Source organism: Bacterioplanes sp. CLAM21, assembly GCF_059641015.1.
In genome coordinates this window covers 2,037,252-2,054,909 of record NZ_CM184929.1, presented here as the reverse complement: position 1 = coordinate 2,054,909, position 17,658 = coordinate 2,037,252, and the positions used below count along the sequence as shown (strand labels likewise).

The 17,658-nt window shown below is 53.1% G+C and carries 21 protein-coding genes; 10 read left to right on the top strand and 11 right to left on the bottom strand.

All coding sequences use genetic code 11. The annotated features are described in order from the left end of the window. Nucleotides 1–80: 80 nt before the first annotated feature. Nucleotides 81–650, bottom strand: coding sequence for a DUF3833 domain-containing protein (locus AC55FS_RS09565; RefSeq protein WP_496935859.1), 570 nt, complete (start codon nt 648–650; stop codon nt 81–83). Between the two features lie 32 nt (nt 651–682). On the opposite strand from AC55FS_RS09565, the gene AC55FS_RS09560 reads away from it, so the two are divergent. Next, the gene (locus AC55FS_RS09560) at nt 683–1,351 is read left to right on the top strand and encodes a class I SAM-dependent methyltransferase (RefSeq protein ID WP_496935858.1); all 669 of its coding nucleotides are present in this window, start codon (nt 683–685) and stop codon (nt 1,349–1,351) included. On the opposite strand, the gene AC55FS_RS09555 is transcribed toward AC55FS_RS09560, so the two are convergent. Both AC55FS_RS09555 and AC55FS_RS09550 read right to left on the bottom strand, forming a co-directional pair. Beyond that, entirely contained in the window at nt 1,348–2,565 is a 1,218-nt protein-coding gene (locus AC55FS_RS09555; RefSeq protein ID WP_496935857.1) for a permease, read from the bottom strand. The genes AC55FS_RS09560 and AC55FS_RS09555 overlap by 4 nt on opposite strands. Continuing rightward, nucleotides 2,558–2,983, bottom strand: coding sequence for a MerR family transcriptional regulator (locus AC55FS_RS09550; protein ID WP_496935856.1), 426 nt, complete (start codon nt 2,981–2,983; stop codon nt 2,558–2,560). The genes AC55FS_RS09555 and AC55FS_RS09550 overlap by 8 nt, the downstream gene beginning before the upstream one ends. Nucleotides 2,984–3,242: 259 nt before the next feature. Between AC55FS_RS09550 and AC55FS_RS09545 the strand changes: the two genes are divergently transcribed. After that, nucleotides 3,243–4,835 (top strand): diguanylate cyclase domain-containing protein, encoded by a 1,593-nt coding sequence (locus AC55FS_RS09545; protein ID WP_496935855.1) that lies wholly within the window; start codon nt 3,243–3,245, stop codon nt 4,833–4,835. Here AC55FS_RS09545 and purT read toward each other — a convergent pair. Genes purT through AC55FS_RS09525 form a run of 4 tightly spaced genes read right to left on the bottom strand, consistent with a single transcriptional unit; the run spans nt 4,789 to nt 7,333 of the window. Further along, entirely contained in the window at nt 4,789–6,030 is a 1,242-nt protein-coding gene (gene purT, locus AC55FS_RS09540) for a formate-dependent phosphoribosylglycinamide formyltransferase (RefSeq protein ID WP_496935854.1), read from the bottom strand. The two genes, AC55FS_RS09545 and purT, sit on opposite strands and share 47 nt — an antisense overlap. Then, nucleotides 6,027–6,224 carry a DUF1289 domain-containing protein gene (locus AC55FS_RS09535; RefSeq protein WP_496935853.1) on the bottom strand — a complete coding sequence of 66 codons (198 nt, stop codon included), beginning with the start codon at nt 6,222–6,224 and terminating at the stop codon, nt 6,027–6,029. Before AC55FS_RS09535 ends, purT begins: the two co-directional genes overlap by 4 nt. After that, entirely contained in the window at nt 6,221–6,745 is a 525-nt protein-coding gene (locus tag AC55FS_RS09530; protein WP_496935852.1) for a gamma carbonic anhydrase family protein, read from the bottom strand. Before AC55FS_RS09530 ends, AC55FS_RS09535 begins: the two co-directional genes overlap by 4 nt. A gap of 15 nt (nt 6,746–6,760) precedes the next feature. Beyond that, nucleotides 6,761–7,333, bottom strand: coding sequence for a CoA pyrophosphatase (locus tag AC55FS_RS09525; RefSeq protein ID WP_496935851.1), 573 nt, complete (start codon nt 7,331–7,333; stop codon nt 6,761–6,763). A 281-nt stretch (nt 7,334–7,614) separates the two neighbouring features. Here AC55FS_RS09525 and AC55FS_RS09520 point away from each other — a divergent pair, with 281 nt between their 5' ends. Beyond that, entirely contained in the window at nt 7,615–7,983 is a 369-nt protein-coding gene (locus AC55FS_RS09520) for a DUF3135 domain-containing protein (RefSeq protein ID WP_496935850.1), read from the top strand. 146 nt (nt 7,984–8,129) lie between these two features. Next, nucleotides 8,130–8,687 (top strand): NUDIX hydrolase, encoded by a 558-nt coding sequence (locus AC55FS_RS09515; protein WP_496935849.1) that lies wholly within the window; start codon nt 8,130–8,132, stop codon nt 8,685–8,687. A 19-nt stretch (nt 8,688–8,706) separates the two neighbouring features. Here AC55FS_RS09515 and AC55FS_RS09510 read toward each other — a convergent pair whose 3' ends face one another. After that, on the bottom strand, nt 8,707–9,018 hold the full coding sequence (locus AC55FS_RS09510) for an NGG1p interacting factor NIF3 (RefSeq protein WP_496935848.1): 312 nt from the start codon (nt 9,016–9,018) through the stop codon (nt 8,707–8,709). A 151-nt stretch (nt 9,019–9,169) separates the two neighbouring features. On the opposite strand from AC55FS_RS09510, the gene AC55FS_RS09505 reads away from it, so the two are divergent. Next, nucleotides 9,170–10,789: a methyl-accepting chemotaxis protein gene (locus tag AC55FS_RS09505; RefSeq protein ID WP_496935847.1), complete on the top strand. Its 1,620-nt coding sequence runs from the start codon at nt 9,170–9,172 to the stop codon at nt 10,787–10,789. A gap of 44 nt (nt 10,790–10,833) precedes the next feature. Here AC55FS_RS09505 and AC55FS_RS09500 read toward each other — a convergent pair whose 3' ends face one another. Together AC55FS_RS09500 and AC55FS_RS09495 are read right to left on the bottom strand one after the other, a co-directional pair. Continuing rightward, nucleotides 10,834–11,088: a YkgJ family cysteine cluster protein gene (locus AC55FS_RS09500; protein ID WP_496935846.1), complete on the bottom strand. Its 255-nt coding sequence runs from the start codon at nt 11,086–11,088 to the stop codon at nt 10,834–10,836. A 2-nt stretch (nt 11,089–11,090) separates the two neighbouring features. Next, a complete protein-coding gene (locus AC55FS_RS09495) occupies nt 11,091–11,456 on the bottom strand; it encodes a hypothetical protein (protein ID WP_496935845.1) in 366 nt (121 codons plus the stop codon). 141 nt (nt 11,457–11,597) lie between these two features. Between AC55FS_RS09495 and AC55FS_RS09490 the strand changes: the two genes are divergently transcribed. Genes AC55FS_RS09490 through AC55FS_RS09480 form a run of 3 tightly spaced genes read left to right on the top strand, consistent with a single transcriptional unit; the run spans nt 11,598 to nt 12,940 of the window. Then, nucleotides 11,598–12,110 (top strand): putative outer membrane beta-barrel protein, encoded by a 513-nt coding sequence (locus AC55FS_RS09490; protein WP_496935844.1) that lies wholly within the window; start codon nt 11,598–11,600, stop codon nt 12,108–12,110. 24 nt (nt 12,111–12,134) lie between these two features. Further along, nucleotides 12,135–12,287 (top strand): cell developmental protein SirA, encoded by a 153-nt coding sequence (locus tag AC55FS_RS09485; protein WP_496935843.1) that lies wholly within the window; start codon nt 12,135–12,137, stop codon nt 12,285–12,287. After that, on the top strand, nt 12,284–12,940 hold the full coding sequence (locus tag AC55FS_RS09480) for a TIGR01621 family pseudouridine synthase (RefSeq protein ID WP_496935842.1): 657 nt from the start codon (nt 12,284–12,286) through the stop codon (nt 12,938–12,940). Before AC55FS_RS09485 ends, AC55FS_RS09480 begins: the two co-directional genes overlap by 4 nt. Nucleotides 12,941–12,968: 28 nt before the next feature. Here AC55FS_RS09480 and AC55FS_RS09475 read toward each other — a convergent pair whose 3' ends face one another. After that, complete coding sequence (locus AC55FS_RS09475; RefSeq protein ID WP_496935841.1) at nt 12,969–13,205, bottom strand: GrxA family glutaredoxin; 237 nt, start codon at nt 13,203–13,205, stop codon at nt 12,969–12,971. A gap of 176 nt (nt 13,206–13,381) precedes the next feature. Here AC55FS_RS09475 and AC55FS_RS09470 point away from each other — a divergent pair, with 176 nt between their 5' ends. Next, nucleotides 13,382–14,410: an efflux RND transporter periplasmic adaptor subunit gene (locus AC55FS_RS09470; RefSeq protein ID WP_496935840.1), complete on the top strand. Its 1,029-nt coding sequence runs from the start codon at nt 13,382–13,384 to the stop codon at nt 14,408–14,410. Then, nucleotides 14,407–17,565: an efflux RND transporter permease subunit gene (locus AC55FS_RS09465; RefSeq protein ID WP_496935839.1), complete on the top strand. Its 3,159-nt coding sequence runs from the start codon at nt 14,407–14,409 to the stop codon at nt 17,563–17,565. The genes AC55FS_RS09470 and AC55FS_RS09465 overlap by 4 nt, the downstream gene beginning before the upstream one ends. The last annotated feature ends 93 nt before the right edge of the window (nt 17,566–17,658 follow it).

Here is a 17,658-nt window from a genome sequence, read left to right as displayed (position 1 = left end):
AAAAACTGATTACAAGCGCTAGCGATTGACCACAGCGCTCAAGGTGTCTACACAATTACCGTATTACTTTACACGCTGACTTAGTGCGCTTCGCCGATACACTCATGCCCATCATCCACTTTACGCATTACTAGCAACACCTGGCCAACATCAAAACCCCATTTGCTCATGGTGGTTTCATTCACCACTACGCCATCGGCGACTTTAAACATCCAATCATCCATAGTTAGATCTATGGTGTCGCCCGGTTGGCCATAGCGCAGCAGGTAATTCATATGAATGGCATTGCCGGCAAAATTCATAACAGTAGCTTCTGGCACATCGCTGGCCTCGGCACGGTAGGCGCGCTGACCATCGCTATTTGTTATTGGCGTTAACGTCCAAATGCGGGTTTCAATACCGTCGTCAAACTGAAACACCTCATCTAATGTGCCAACACCGTCGGCGTCCCAACTGGCGAGAATGCGAGCATTAAACTGGCGAATCTGTTCACCTTTCCAATCGCGTACCACACCATCGGCGCACAACTTGCCATCGAAAAACTGGCGAGGGTCAAGCTTAGGCTGGCGCTGTGCGTAATCCTGCACAGACACCGACGCACAGGCACTCAGCAGCAAGGATGCTGTCATAACGGCTATCGGTTTAAGCATGAAACTGCCCCTTTTAGTTTGCTGTGCCAACAATGTACACTGCAGACACCATTCATGACCACTTTGCTGCTATGCCGCAACTTGAAGCCTTACCCAAACAAGTAAAAAAAGCCTACGGGGTGTATTTATTATCACCTCAGCACCCCCTTATTCGACGTTTAGAAGATATTGCTAAACCCCGTGTCCACGGCCATAAAACCTGGGAGTCGAGTTTTTTACTGATGGACTATCTGCGGGAAAAGCCGATTAAAAAGCGTCGTACACTGTTGGAGCTAGGCTGCGGCTGGGGACCTGCCAGTATTTACTGTGCTCGCCAGTTTAAGTCCAAAGTGACGGGTGTCGATATTGACCCTGCGGTGTTTCCTTATTTAGACGTAATGGCCGCCTATAACGACGTTAAACTCAGTAGATGGGAATCGGCCTTTGATGATATCAAGGTAGGTGATCTGCGTGACTTTGACGTTTTGATCGGTGCCGACATTTGTTTTTGGGACAGCCTAACTGATGAGTTATTCCGGCTAATAAAACGTGCCAAACGCGCCGGTGTAACAAGAATACTGCTGGCCGACCCCGGCAGACCGACCTTTGAAGCGTTAATAGAGCGCTGTCAGCGCGCCTGGCCCAAGGCCACCACACATAGTGTCTGGTATGCCACCGAGCCCAAGCGCAGTACGGGCCATATTTTGGATATTAGCTTTTAAGCGCCCATATTGAGTAGATAGCCAATCAACAGCACTTGAGGCACCGTCACCAGCGGCAGGAATAAAGCAATCTTCCAGCTACGGGTGGTGTCTTTCAGCGACATGATTTCAGTGTAATCTGTCGCCGCGCCAGCCATTAAAAAGGTAAAGGCATTGCCCGGTGCACCAGCACGATTCACTAAGTCTGCGGCAATGGGACTGCTGCCTTCTGAGCACACTTCTAAAATGGTGGTCGCCAACAAGGTCATAAATAAACCGCCTGCGGTGGCACCAAACCAGGTACTGAACATTTCTTCTGGCACAAAGGCCCGCACCAAGGCAATTAATACGATGCCAAATACCACCCAACGCAATACCATGCGCGAATCTTTCAGCCCTTCCCAAAAGAGTCCGGCCATGGCTTTGGGACTCCAGTCGTAGCCGCTCCAGCTGCTTTTTAGCGTTGGCCAAAATGGCAATTGCTGAAACTCGACCTGGTTTGGATTGGCCGGCAACACTTGGCGATCAACCAGACGATCAAAGATCCAGCCACTGATCAGTGCTATGACCATAGACCCGGCAATAAAGGTTAATGTCAGCGGCAATCCAATCAGGCCAATTAAAATCAAAGTGAGGGTCAACGAATTCCACGGACTGGCGATTAAAAACGCCATCACCTGTCCCAGGCTGGCACCGCGCTCATACAGCTTCATACCTATCATTAATATGCCGTGATTGCATAAATCGAGCAGCAAACCCGCGGCCGTGGCACGCACTAGCCCACGTTTACTGCCGCCACGCCCTAGTACTGACATCACCAATTCTCTTGGCACCCTCGTCAGCAAGCCAACAAAAAACGCCGCCATTAAAATGCCCCACCACATGGCATTGACCATTTCAAAACTGGTGTGAAACATCACCGCGAGCCATTCTGGCAAGCCATCGTGTCCTAACGCCAAAAAGCCCAGGTAACCCGCGATGACAAAGGGCAAGCAGGTCCACATCACCCAGTCGATGCGTTTTTTACCTTCTGTGCCGCAGCAGCCAGCATCATCATTTGCCTTAGGAGCCGTTCCGCAACAGCTGCCTTGTTGTTTTTGCACGCTGTTGTCATCACAGCCACTGCTACTGTTTGCCTGGCTTGCACAGTGGTCTAATGACTGAGCCTGGCATTCACTCGAAGCCGCAGGCTGTTGATCTTTGCCTGAACAGCAAGATGTTGTTGTCTCAGTCATGTGAGTGCTCCTTATCGCCGGGATCTGTGCCTTCGATTAAATGACAAATGTGGGTACCGCAGGGCTGGCAATCGGGTTGATGCTGCCATTGCTCAACGGCCTTTTCCATACGTTCAACCAATTGCTGCATCGCCGCTAAACGACTGCGCGCCTCGCTTAGCCTTGGCTCTATCAGCTGCCGTACCGTCGGACAGGGGGATTCCCCATGCTCAGCCTGGGCCATGACTTGGCCTATATCGTCGAGGGTAAAGCCCAGTTGTCTGGCCTGTAGAATAAAGCTCAGCCGGCGGGCATCACTATCATTGAACTGGTGATAGCCATTGCTGCCTTTAGCCGGTGTCAGTAAACCAATGCGCACATAGTGGCGAATGGTATCGGCGCCGGTGCCAGACAGCCTGGCCAGTTGTTGAACTGTCATCGTGACTCCTTCGGCTTGCCACCTTGGGCAAACCTGTCATCAGTAAAACATTGCGCCAAGCCAGCGACCCGCGAGCCAGATTCAATGGCCAGCAAGGCAGCAGTGAGTGCCGCAATCGTTATTCACCTGTTCAGGTTAAACCTATGAGCTACTCACAGGTCAAGCCATGCCATAAACTTTTTCACACCCGCGGCTAAGCGCCAGTAATGCTGATTCCGACTACACTGAGGGCCATCAGGCGTGTAAATCCGGCGGTGGGATGATCACAATTCGCAAGCTGTCGCTACTGGCGACTCTGCTCTACTTAATATTGCTGTTTCTCGGCCTTATCGCCGTGCGTGCTTGGTGGTTTCATCCGCAGGAGCTGGAAATCGTACGCTCTTACCAAGAGCACGAGATCAGAATGGTTAACCGCCAGCTGGAGCAGAAATCAGAGCACTTATTGGCTTTTGTGGTGGATTATGCCCGCTGGGACGACACTTATGACTTTATCCAGCAAGCATTGCCGCTCAACCCAGAACACCGCTACGTACACACCAATTTCATCGCCGATACCATGATCAATTTGGACATTCAACACGTATTGCTGGCCAATGCCGAAGGTGAACTGCGCCTTTCCATGCGCCATATTCTCGGCACGGAGGAGCTGCAGCGCTCATTACCCTCACTCGAATACTGGCTAACGATGCAAATCCGCTCTGGCGACCCCAAATTTGCTTACCAACCCACCAGCTTCCAGAGCATTGATGGCCAAACCTTTATCTTAGCGGTGGCAGAAGTACTGCGTTCTGACGGTAGTGGCGATATTCGGGGCTATTTATTGATGGCACGTCGTATTGACGACAGTTTTTGGCGCGCGCTCAGTTACGGCCAGCATCTGACCATCGAATCCAGCATCAATCCGCCTGCCGACTGTCAACCCTTGTATGTCAAACTGCCTGCGGCACAAAAACAGCATCAGCGCTGTTTGATGGATGTGTTTGACAAGCCCTCTATCATGCTGACCTTTGATCATGGCAATGTGCTGCCACCACTGTTCCAACCAGCGGTATTTGGCTCCTTTGTGGTGTTAGCGCTACTGCCAAGCTTACTGTTTCTGGCTTTTTTAAAAGTGATTATTCATCCCATTGTGCACGCCACCAATCATTTACGCGAAAATCGCCGCGAGGGTGTGTTCTCGCCCATTCGATTTAGCGACCCTTTTAAAATAAAAGAGTTAATTGAGCTAAAAAACTCCTACAACGCAGTGGTGATTGAAATCAATCGACAAAAAACCATGTTATTAGAAATGTCCAATACCGATCGCTTAACCGGCATTAATAACCGTCGCAGCTTTGATGAAGGCTTGTTAAATACCTGGCAGCGATTACATCGCCATTCAGATGGCATGGCACTGGTGCTGTGTGATATCGACTATTTTAAGCGCTTTAATGATCACTATGGACACTTGGCTGGCGACGATGCCTTACGTCGCGTCGCAAAGGCCTTGGCACGCTGTGCCAGGCGAGCAGATGAACTGGCGGCACGCTACGGCGGCGAAGAGTTTATTTTAATTATTTATCTGCGCAATGCCGAAGATCTCGACAATCTTCGCCATCGTTTGCAGCAAGCCATCGCTGAACTGGAAATTGTGCACGGATTTTCCGACGTCAGCGATTACCTAACGGTATCTTGTGGCATTGCCTGGATTCCAACTCCAGGCAATTGGTTGCATCAAACAGAGCCTGAGCGCTGGGTCATGGCCGCAGACTACGCCCTATACAAAGCCAAAAGCGAAGGTCGCAACCGCTCCGTTGTGCACACTCTTAGCTGTGAGCAGGACTGGAATTTTCCGTCACAATGGCTGCAATAACGGCCTTAGCCTTAGCTCTTGCTGAATCAACATCGGCGGCTTTGGCCAACGCCACGCCCATGCGTCTTTGACCACGAATCTCAGGCTTAGCAAATAATCTCAGCTCGGTATCCGCTTGTGCCAGGGCTTTACGCAACCCTGAATAAGTCATTTGGTTGCTATCGCCGGTGGGCAATAACACCGCTGATGCGCTGGCTGACAGCAGCTCTATATTGGCAATGGGCAAGCCTAAAATCGCCCGTGCATGTAAAGCAAACTCGGATAAATTCTGCGAAATCAGCGTCACCATGCCAGTATCGTGCGGACGCGGAGAGACTTCGCTAAAGATGACCTGATCGCCTTTAACAAATAATTCAACACCAAATAAGCCCAAGCCCCCCAAGGCTTCGGTGACGCGTTCGGCGACTTGCTGAGCTTGTTGCAGCGCTGTGGCAGACATCGCTTGTGGCTGCCAGGATTCTTGATAATCGCCATTGTGCTGGCGATGGCCAATGGGCGCACAATAGTGTGTTTCGACGGCACCTGTTGCATCGAGGCTGCGAACCGTTAATAAGGTAATCTCAAAATCAAAGTCGACAAAACCTTCGACAATCACCCGACCACCGCCAGCGCGTCCGCCCTCTTGCGCGTATTGCCAAGCAGCTTGCAGTTCATCTGCGCTGTTTACCAGACTTTGGCCTTTGCCAGACGAACTCATCACTGGCTTCACCACACAAGGAAAACCAATGTCTGCGGCGGCATCGGCAAATTCTGACCAGTCGCTGGCAAAACGATAAGCCGATGTCGGCAGCTGCAGAGTTTCTGCCGCCAACCGGCGAATGCCTTCACGATTCATGGTCAATTGTGTCGCCTTGGCGGTCGGCACAACACAAAAGCCTTGCTGCTCCAGCGCCACCAACTCATCGGTAGCAATGGCTTCAATTTCCGGCACAATTAACGCGGGCTGTTCAGCTTCAATCACCGCGCGCAAAGCCGCACCATCGAGCATATCAATGACATGGCTACGGTCTGCTAGCTGCATGGCAGGAGCATTGGCGTAACGATCGACAGCAATGACTTCACAGCCCAAACGCTTCAGCTCTATCACCACCTCGCGCCCCAGCTCACCAGCACCACACAGCAGTACCCGAGTGGCAGTGGGGGAAAACGGCGTACCTATCAAAGGATTTGTAGCAAAAGGATGGCTTACACTCATGTCGATTCCTTAACGGCGGTAAAATTAAAAGACGCCCGTTCACGCTCAGCTACCTGCTTTAACACCTGGCGTTTATCCTCATCGTTCAAACGTCCCCAAGCCGTGATTTCGGCTGCACTACGATAACAGCCCAAACAAATATTCTGATCGTCTAATGCGCAAATACTGACGCAAGGCGAAGCTACCTGACTCATAATTCAATGACCTGCAAATCCTGATTAAATCGTTTGGCATTGGCAACATAATGAGCAGCGCTGGCTTCTAACAGCTGGCGTTGCTGATCTGACAAACGGCGTTTAATGCTGGCCGGCGCCCCTACCACCAATGAGCCGTCGGGAATATCCATACCTTCAGGCACCAAGGAGTGAGCGCCAATAATGCAATGGCGACCGATTTTCGCCCGGTTCAACACCACCGCATGAATGCCAATCAAGGAATAGTCACCCACCTCACAACCATGCAGCATGGCATGATGGCCGACGGTCACACCGCGCCCCAGAGTTAAAGGAATGCCGGCATCGGTATGCAGTGCCGCCGCGTCTTGCACATTGCTTTCTAGACCCACGGTAATGCGGTGATGGTCAGCGCGGATAACGGCGCCAAACCACACGCTCGTGCGATCTTGTAACTCCACATCACCAATGATGCGGGCGTTATCGGCTACAAATACGTCCTCACCACGACTCGGGCGAAGCTTGCCAAGCTGATAGAACATAAGACTCTCCAGGGCTTAGCCGATGCGATAGTCGATCTGGCAATCCCAGTAGTGATTCATAAATTCGGTAATCATCATGGCGGTCAGTCCCCAAATATGAAACGACTGATAGTCAAAGCTGGGGATCCGCACATTGCCGCGCTCAAAGTAGGTCACGGGCGGTTGCTGAAATAAATCTAAGGGCGGCAAAAACACCGCATCCAACTCGCCGGGGTTGGGAATAAAGCTCAGGTCGGGAGGAATCACCGCCAGCACTGGCGTCACCAAATAACCAAAACGCGACACCACCTGATTCAGCTCGCCGATAACGGTGACATCACTGCCCGATAGCGCCACTTCTTCTTGCGCTTCACGCAGCGCAGTGGCGATCAAATCGATATCTTCCGGGTCCTGTTTACCGCCTGGAAAGGCAACCTCGCCGCTATGGGACGACAACTGGCGTGAGCGTTGTGTCAGCAGCAACCTGGGATTTGGCTCATCGGTCAGTGCCACCAGCACGGCCGCGGCTGCCAGACCAGGCTGATGGACTTTGCGCCGCGGCTGCTGTCGCCAGCGCTGCTGTAAATAGGGCGTTAACGGGAGATTCATGGCGGCCAGTTTACTGGCTTTCCTGTTCGCCCTCCAGCCTGCTCTCCCTGACCCCCTCTCTCTTGTCCTTCCCAGTCCTCTCTCCCGTCCTTCCCAGCCTGCTCTCCCTCCGTTCACGCCCTGCCGGCATGGCTTATGCCAGACTATTAAACAAGCCCACACAAAGTATGCGACTGACATGACACTGGGCTCAAAAAGACAGCCGCACATGCACTGCTCGACGCTGCAGAACTCATTATTTTTTCGTATTCTGAACAGGTAATCAGATAACGGTAAACCTTATGACCCTAGCCAGCCCCACCGATCTCGGTGAGCTGACTGAGTTACCCGACCCGGATGAGCTGCACCGCATGGCAGAGCAGCAACCCGAAGCACTGGAAGCCTTGCGTCAACATATGGTTCAGCAGCTAATCGATCAATCTCCACAACGCTTAAAGCCGCGGCTGCAAGGTTTGCAATTTCGCATCGACATGGAACGTGAACGCTGTAAAACGCCGATGGCCGCTTGCTTGCGCTTATCCACCATGATGCACGACTGTCTGGCTGATTTGCACGACAGCCTGCTCGGACGCTACGAGCCGGCGGTAGATAGCAAAGCCAGCGTCACCTGCATGCATAGCCGCACACCGCTCACCCAGGTCGACGACTGACCTGGGCTTTCTTCGTTTGTTTTTCATTCATTGCCCGCCACCCGCCAGCACCGCTATGATCCTGGCAAGCAGCTAAGGCTTGTTCACCCTCAGTCGTCATGCCCTAGTCTGTGCGACCTGCATCCTTGCTTCCAGGAGGTTTATGCATGAAGTTTTGCAGTCAGTGCGCCGCCCCAGTGCATTTTTTAGTGCCTGCCGGCGACAACCGTGAACGTTTTGTGTGCCAGCAATGCGACACCATTTTTTATGACAATCCGCGCATCGTGGCCGGTACCATTCCCATCTGGGAGGATCAGGTATTGCTCTGCCGCCGTGCCATCCAACCGCGGCGCGGCTTTTGGACCTTGCCCGCCGGATTTATGGAAAACGGTGAAAGCACCGAACAAGCCGCCAGCCGGGAGACGTGGGAAGAAGCCTGTGCCAAGGTCGAATTGGGGCCGCTATTTAGCATGATTACCGTGCCCCATATTAATCAGGTGCATATTTTTTTCTTGGCTCAACTCAGCAGTAAAGACTTTGCCGCCGGTGAAGAAAGCCTAGAAGTGGCGCTGTTCGATGAACAAGACATTCCTTGGCAGGAATTAGCCTTTGCCACCGTCGGCCAATCATTGCAGCGCTATTTTGCCGATCGTCAGCAGCATCAAATCATCACACCACACGTGTTTGATATTTCACCGCAGCAGGCTTTGGTGAAACACATTTAGCCATCTCACCGCTGTAGAGCTAAACCGACAGTAGCGGCCACACTTCATAGGCAGGTTCTTCATAAGGATGAGCCTGCTTTAATGCCGCCACAGCCGCCACCAGGCAATCATCATCAACTAACAGCTCCACTTTAAGCTCGGCCACGTGCTCAAGCTCCCCCACGTCACCGAGGGTGGGATTTGCCCCCGCCAGCGGTCGAAACTGCCCCTGTCCCAAGGTCTGCCAGCAACATTCCGCGTAATTGCCAAGGCGGCCAGCTCCCGTAGCAAAGACTGCCTGCTTGACCTGTTCGACATCAGCCTCGGGTACATAAAAAGCCATTTTGTACATGTGTCCTCCGACATCGCCACCACGGCTCAGCCTTCATTCTTTAAGTTTTTTATCGCCGGCCGATAACACATCTCAGAATCAGCCCGGCCCTGATGCTTATGCATTATCCGGGTTCCTGAACTAAGATCATATAACTCAATAGCAGGACTGGATGTTCAGCATGGCCCGCCAGGCGCTCTCTATTCAACGCAAAGTGTATCTCGCCCTCAGCCTTATTTTTGTTTTGGTACTGGTGGTGGTGGTGAATATTGCCATCAACGCTGAGCGCCAACTCAGCCGTGACATGGTGCACAGTCAGCTTGAAGGCCGAGCATCTGGCTACCTAGACACTATGAACCTATTGATGATTTCCGGCGCTATGGGCAATCGTGAAATGGTGCGTGAAAAAATGCTGTCGGATAACAACATTACCGAAGCACGCATGATGCGAACACCTTTGGTCGATAAGTACTTTGGCAAGGGCCATGCACACGAATATCCACAGGATGCCCTCGATCGCCGCGCCTTGGCGGGCGAAGCCGTTTTCCTAGAGGAGTACGGCGATGATGGCCATACCATTACGTATGTCACACCCGTCATTGCCGAAGAGAATTACCGTGGCACGAATTGCTTAACCTGCCATCAGGCAAAGAATGGAGACATCCTCGGCGCTATTCGCGTGACTTATAACCTCGATGAGCTCGACAGCACCATTCGTTCCAACATGCTCACCATGAGCATTGCCCAAGGCGCACTCTTTATTGCCGCCTTAGTGGTGTTATCGCTGTTGCTACGGCGGGTCATTTTAAAACCCGTTAAAAAAATGCACTGGGCCCTGCAACGGATGGAAAAAGATTCGGATTTAACCCAAAGGGTCAAAGTGAAAGGCAGTGATGAAATTGGTATGGCCGCACAAGCGCTTAACCAGATGATTAGCCGCTTTTCCGAATCACTGAACGAAGTGGTGAAAGCCGCCGATGAACTGGAAACCTCCGCCCATCACATTGATCAGTCATCGCGACAATCCCTCAGTGCCGTTGATCAGCAGCGCCAGGAAACCGATCAAGTCAATATATTGATCGAACGTTTGCACGAATCCATTCATGGTGTGCAGTACAACGCCGAGCAAAGTTCAGCAGCGTCACAAAGCGCAATCGACATTGCCCATTCAGGCGTTGCCAAGACCGATCAGGCCGCCGCCACCATCGAGCGTATGAATAAAGCCATCACCACTACCGCCACTGTGGTGTCGTCACTCGATGAGCGCAGTGCTAATGTCGGCAACGTGTTAAGTGTGATCAAAGGCATCGCCGAGCAAACCAACCTGTTGGCCCTCAACGCCGCCATTGAAGCCGCCCGCGCTGGCGAAAGCGGGCGTGGTTTTGCCGTGGTGGCGGATGAGGTCCGCACCCTGTCACAGCGCACCCACGAATCGGCGCAAGAAATCGAAGACATGATAGGCCAACTGCAAGAAGAAGCTCGCCAGGCCGTGAGCGCCACCAATGACGCTCAAAGCACCTCGGCCGATGGCATGGCCCAGGTTCAGGATGCCGCCAGCGCGTTGCACAGCATGGTCGCCCAAGTCGAAGAAATGACACGATTAAACCGCGAAACGCTAGAGCGCATGTCCGAGCAGGTAACCGTCGGCAAAGAAGTGGCCGCCAGCATTGAAACCATTTCCGAGCATTCGGTGAATACCACCCAAAGTGCGGCCAAAACCACGGAGATTGCCAGTCGGCTGGTAGATGTAGCGAACTACCTGGCCACGCTGGTGAAGCGCTTTAAGCTGTAACACAAAGCGCCGCAAACTAACTCAGCAGCAACTCAGCCATTGCACTAGCCGCAGGTCAGCTGCTCGAGTTCTATCAAGATCGCCAGTGCCTGCTGGCGATTATCACCGCAAATACTGGCTTCGGCCTGAAAACCTAAGCAGGTCGCAGGGCGAGTTGGGTCGCCAAATAACCGACACAGCCCGTGCTCGTCCAATTGCACACACGCCACACCCGCCGCTTTACCGTTAGGCATGCCAGGGATGGACTCACTAATGGAAGGTGCGATGCAACAGGCACCGCAGCCGAGACGACACTGCATGATTAATACCGGTATTTATTCAGTTGGCGGCGCTTGTGCAGGCGCATTTCTTTCAGCACCGTCAGATTGTACCTCAATGCATAGCTGCGATAACGCCGAAACACAGTTTCATCCTGCTCTATGTTCTGAAAGGTTTTCCAACGCCGGTTTAATGCCCGAATCGGATAGTCCTTTTCCAGCTCTTGTCGTTCCGTATCCGACAGCCCAGGCGTGACCAGTTCATCCGGCAACTGAATGCCGACAAATTCGATGTTATTGTCCGCCACCGCTTGCTTGGCATCCATAACCGGATTGCCCAGCTCTGCAATATCATCCAGCGCCAGTGCTGAGCCACAGCAGCTCAGCAGCCACAGTAAAAGGATTCGCATACACTGTCCCCCTGCTACTGACACTAATGATAACTCCACAACCGCCAGGACACACCTTTGCACACCATCACCAAGCTCTCCCTTGCGCATGCCCCGGTGCTGGGATAGCCTCTGCAGCCGTCTGACTTCAGGAATTCGATTATGAAGCTGTGCTACTGGCTAATGCTGTGTTTGAGCTGTGCCCCTGCGCTCTGTAGCGCCGCGGACGAACCGACTAACTTTCGTGTTGGCGTCGGCAGCTGGCAGCTGTCGATCGACCCTGGCCAACCCAGCAGTGACGATAGAGGCATCGCCTTGATGGCAGAGTTTCCACAATCGGAGCACGCCGGCTCTCGTTTTTTGTATTACCGCCAACAAGGTGAGCAAGGCTACTGGCTGCATGGGGTAGAGACCCAATTATTTTGGGGCTGGGGCCTGAATCAGCCCGGTTGGCGGCTCTTTTCCGGCCCTAGCTGGTACTGGCAAAAGTCGCACTCCGATCAACAGTCCCATCAAGTACACAACGGCTGGGGCTGGCACCTGGGCACAGGCTGGCAATGGCAGGCTTTGATCCTGGATGTCAGTGCCAGTTACCGTTTGCCTGATGAGTATCGAGTCAACGGCAAAACGCCGGATGTCACCACCACCAACTTGATGCTCAGTTACCGTTTTTAACTAGATTCACTTAGAGGAGCCACCATGACCACCCCGGTTGCGGTTAAATACATGTCGCGTTCAGAACTGGAAAGCCTGATGTACAGTCTGACGGCAGCAACAGACAACTCACAGGCTCAGCTATTTGAAGCCATTGCTCGACGCTTATTAGAGTTAATGGAGCAATCCGCCTCTTGATCCCGCTCGACAGCATTGCCATTGTTCATCAAGGCTCAGACTGGCTCGCCATCAATAAGCCCGCCGGCGTCGATATGCACAGCAATAATCAGCCAGGTTTGATTGCCCAACTGAGCGAACATTGGCAACGCCCGCTATGGCCCTTGCACCGCCTCGACAGTGTCACCTCAGGCATCTTATTGATTGGACTGAGCGCAGACGCAGCCAGGCGCTTTGGCCAGCTGTTTGAACAGCGCCAAATCGAGAAATATTACCTAGCCGTGAGCACCGCCAAAACAAAGAAAAAACAAGGCTGGGTCAAGGGCGATATGAGTAAAAGTCGCGGTGGCAGCTGGAAACTCGAACGCAGCCAGCAAAACCCGGCGGTGACTCGTTTTATTAGTCAGCATGACCCCAGCAAACAACAGCGTCTGTTTTTGCTCCAGCCCCATACCGGCCGAACGCATCAACTGAGAGTGGCGATGAAATCCTTGTCAGCGCCCATTCTTGGTGATCAACGCTATGGCGGAGCACCGGCTGAGCGTACCTATCTGCACGCCATGGCATTAAGGTTCAACGACGGCAATGACGACATTGAACTCGTCTGCCCACCAGAGGAAGACGGCTGGGGCGCACTACCACAGCCATGGCTCACCCCCTGGCACTGCTTTTAGTGGGTCTTACCTGCCCACTAATCTCGCCTTATTGCGCCCCCACCAAGGCCGCCAGTTCGGTATAACCGCCGACATAATCACGACCATTAAAGATTTGTGGCACGGTTTCTACCGGTTTACCGACGGTTTTCTCCAAATCCGCTTTGCTGATGCCCTCGACATTGATATCCACATATTTGTAGGGAATCTCGCGGATATCGCACAGCTCTTTTGCTCGCCGACAGTAGCCACAGCCTTCACGTCCGAATATGGTCATTGGTCCCATTATTTTTGCTCCTTCGTGCCCGGTTGCTCTAAATAGAATACAGGACGTAGTCTGAGCCAATTAGCCAAAGCCACCAATCGAAAAAACTAATAAGGTCGATAGTAGGCTGACAGCGCTCACTATATGAATTACTATATTCCCAACAAGGAATATAAATACCAAAGCGGAGAGCAGTCATGGCTTTCAATCAAACACTCAAAGGCGCTATCCAACTGCTGTATTTGCTCTGGCTAATCAACTGGGCATCCTTCGGCCAGGCCGAGTTACTGCAAGCGCAAACACAATCCATTACCCAATACAGCTATATTGATGCCAAGCTGGAGCCGGTGTTTGAAAGTACCATTGCCGCCCAAACCGCCAGCATCGTGAGTGAAATAAAGTTTGATGTGGGTGATGCAGTCCAGCAAGGCGACTTACTGCTGGTGCTGGATGACACCGAGCAACAAGCCGGAGTCGCCCAGGCCGAAGCTGACCTGGCCAAAGCGCAAGCGCAAGATGAACAGGCGCAATTGTTACTGCAACGCCACCAGCGGCTGCACCAGCAAGGTACCTTATCGAAAGATGAATACGACGGCACCTTGGCCGCCGCTAAGAGCACCAAAGCCTCCGTCAATGCTGCCAAAGCCAGACTGGTTCAGGCCCGTCAGCAACTCAGCTACACCCATATTCGCGCCCCCTATGCTGGCATCGTTAAAGCCGTGCACGTCGATTTAGGTGAGCGCGTCGCACCCGGCCAAGCGCTGATGTCGGGGTTTGCTCCAACACCGCTGCGTGCCGTCGCCGATGTGCCACAATTTTTGGCTACGCCACCCATTGAGGTCGAGATTATCAGTCCACAAGGCCGTGTGGCTGCCAGCGACAGCGTGCTGTTTCCCTATGCCAGCGCGGATCATCATAGCGTTCGATTGCGCGCACAGTTACCAGAATCGTTAACTTTGATGCCCGGCAGTTGGGTAAAACTGGCCATTGATCAAGGTCAGCGCCAAGTAGTGCTGGTCCCTTCCAGTGCCGTGTTTCAGCGCGGCGAAATTCAAGGGGTGTTTGTGCTTGATCAGGGCCAAACGGTACTGCGCCAAGTGCGTATCGGCGAGCACCATGTGCTCAACAATGAAGCTTGGTTAGAGATCAACGCCGGCTTGAGCGCGGGAGACACCTTTCATAGCGATGCCTACGCCTATCTGGCCAGCCTTGGAGAGCAGCCATGAAGCTTGGACTGTCTGGTCGCATTGCCGCCAGCTTTCAAAACAGTGCCCTTACCCCGCTATTGGCGCTATTGGGGCTGCTGCTCGGCGCCTTTGCCATCATGGTGACACCGAAAGAAGAAGAACCGCAAATCGATGTTACCTTCGCCAATGTATTTATCAGCTTTCCCGGTGCCAGCGCCAAACAAGTCGAGCAGCTAATCTCGATTCCAGCAGAACAAGTGTTATCTGAGATAGCCGGCGTTGATGATATTTTTTCCATTAGCCAGCCCGGCCAAGCCATACTCACCGTCGCCTTTGAAGTGGGTATTCCGCGCCAGCAAGCCATCGTCGCGCTGTACAATCAAGTGCATTCCCATCAGGACTGGTTTCCCAGCCAGCTGGGGGTGCAACCGCCGTTGGTCAAACCCATGGGCATTGATGATGTGCCGATTATGAGCCTGACCCTCTGGTCGGACGACACCGACGTCAGTGGCGCCCAGCTCACCCAGGTCGCACACACGCTGGAGGATGAACTCAAGCGCATTGCTGGTACCCGAGATATCTACAGCATTGGTGAGCAAACCACGGTGGTTGATATTGAACTCGATCCCAGCCGCATGAATGGCTTTGGCTTGGCCTTTGGTGACGTGCGCCGGGCACTACAATCCGCCAATGTCGGCGGCCAGCTGCAGTCGTTGGTGCAAAACAATCGGGTCATTCGGGTCCAGGCGGCGGACTTTTTGCGCTCAACGACGGATATAGAAACCCTCATTGTCGGCAAGACTGACACCGGCTTAGTCTACCTGCGCGATCTCGCTGATATCCGTCTTGCTGCTGATACACCCAGCCAGCAAGTGCTGCACCAAGGCAAACATCACGGTGCGCAACCCGCCGTCACCTTGGTCATCGCCAAACAACCGGGCACCAATGCCATTGATATCACTCGCAGCGTGCGCGAACGATTGCAACAGCTACAAGGCACGCTGATCCCTGACAATATCCAGGTCACCGTCAGCCGCGATTATGGCCTCACCGCCAAAGCCAAATCGGATCAATTGATGGCCAAGTTGCTGTTCGCCACCGCCGCGGTGGTGGTACTGGTATTAGCGACCATGAGTTGGCGTGAAGCGGTGATTGTTGGTGCCGCGATTGGCATTACCTTAGCCATAACTTTATTCGCCTCCTGGGCCTGGGGCTTTACACTGAATCGCGTGTCGTTGTTTGCGCTGATTTTCTCTATCGGCATCTTGGTCGACGATGCCATCGTGGTGGTGGAGAATATCCATCGCCATATGCATTTGCAGCAACAACCGCTTAGCCAGATTATTCCTGTGGCCGTCGATGAAGTCGGTGGTCCCACCATTCTCGCCACCTTTACCGTGATCGCAGCCTTGATGCCGATGGCGTTTGTCTCTGGTTTGATGGGCCCTTATATGAGCCCGATTCCCATCAATGCCTCGACCGGCATGCTGATCTCTTTGCTGATCGCCTTTATTGTCACGCCCTGGTTGGCGTTAAAACTGTTAGCACGATCGACGAGCACACCCTCGCAGCATGCAACGACGGACCACAGCAATCGCAGCTATCGGTTATTTGATCGCCTGATGCGCCCCTTTATTAACCATCGAGCAAAACGTGCTGGCCTGTTTGCCGCCATTCTCGTGGCCATTGTGATGGCAGCCGCGCTGCCGGTGGCGCAGTGGGTAGTGCTGAAGATGCTGCCGTTTGACAATAAATCTGAGTTTCAAGTGGTGGTGGACATGCCGGAAGGCACGCCAATGGAACAAACTCTGGCTACCTTGCAAGCACTGAGTGCCGAGCTGCGACAAATACCAGAAGTAGAACATTTGCAACTGTATGCCGCCACTGCCGCACCGATTAACTTTAACGGCCTAGTGCGGCAATACTATTTACGGGCGTTACCGCATCAGGGCGACATTCAAGTTAACCTGATTGATAAAACCAAACGCCAACGCTCCAGCCATGCCATTGCCCTGGCCGTGCGCCCAGCGCTGCAAGCCATTGGTCGCCGCTTCCAAGCCAATGTCAAAGTAGTTGAAGTGCCACCTGGGCCCCCGGTGATGGCCCCCATAGTTGCAGAAGTTTACGGCGCTCACTATTCGCAGCAAATCGCCGCTGCCAAACAGCTGCGTGCATTACTGGAAAGCACCGACTCTGTGGTAGACGTCGATGACTGGATTGAAGATCCACAAACCCGGCTCAGCATCCTTGTTGATCGCCAGCGCGCAGCGCATCTTGGCATCGACCAAGCCACCCTAGCGCAAGCCATCAACACCGCCTTAGGCGGTGAAGATGTCAGCTATTTACACCAGCAAAGCAAATACCCAACCCCTATTCGTTTGTCCTTTAGCGATGCTAATCGCAGTCATCTGAATGCATTATTAGCTATGAAGGTACGCTCAGCCGACGACCAGCTCATTGCCCTCGGTGATCTGGTCAGTGTGCAGCAAGGAAGCATGGAGCAAACGATTTATCGCAAAAACCTACAGCCAGTGGTGTTCGTAACCGCCGATATGGCCGGTCCACTCGACAGCCCCTTGTATGGATTATTTGACGCGTCATTCGCCATGGCCGATCACGGCCTCGACTGGCCACAGTTCTTTATTCAATCACCGCCTCTGCCACTTGAGAACAGTGTCAAATGGGACGGTGAATGGCAGATCACCTACGAAACCTTTCGCGATATGGGCCTAGCCTATGGCGTTGGCATGCTGCTGATTTATCTGTTGGTGGTGGCGCAGTTTCGCTCTTATCTAGTGCCATTGATCATTATGGCCCCCATCCCCTTGACCCTGATTGGTGTGATGCCAGGCCATGCACTACTGGGAGCGCAATTTACTGCGACATCCATGATCGGCATGATTGCACTGGCTGGTATCATAGTGCGCAACTCCATATTGTTGGTCGACTTTATTGGCCAACAACGCAGGGCCGGTATGTCTTTTGAGGACGCCGTGGTCAGCTCAGCGGCTGTCCGTGCCAAGCCCATTATACTGACCGCCGTAGCGGCCATGGTAGGCGCCTTCTTTATTATCGATGACCCCATCTTCAACGGTCTGGCCATTGCCTTGATATTTGGCATCCTGGTCGCCACGGTGTTAACGCTGGTGTTGATTCCCCTGCTCTACTACGCCGCTATGTATCGACGTCAGTAAGCTGTTGTTCACTTGGCCCGCCAAGCACGCGCGGGCTTTTCCTTCAAAGGCCAGCTTCGTCTACACTGAAAGCGTTGATACCTGCAGAGTGCG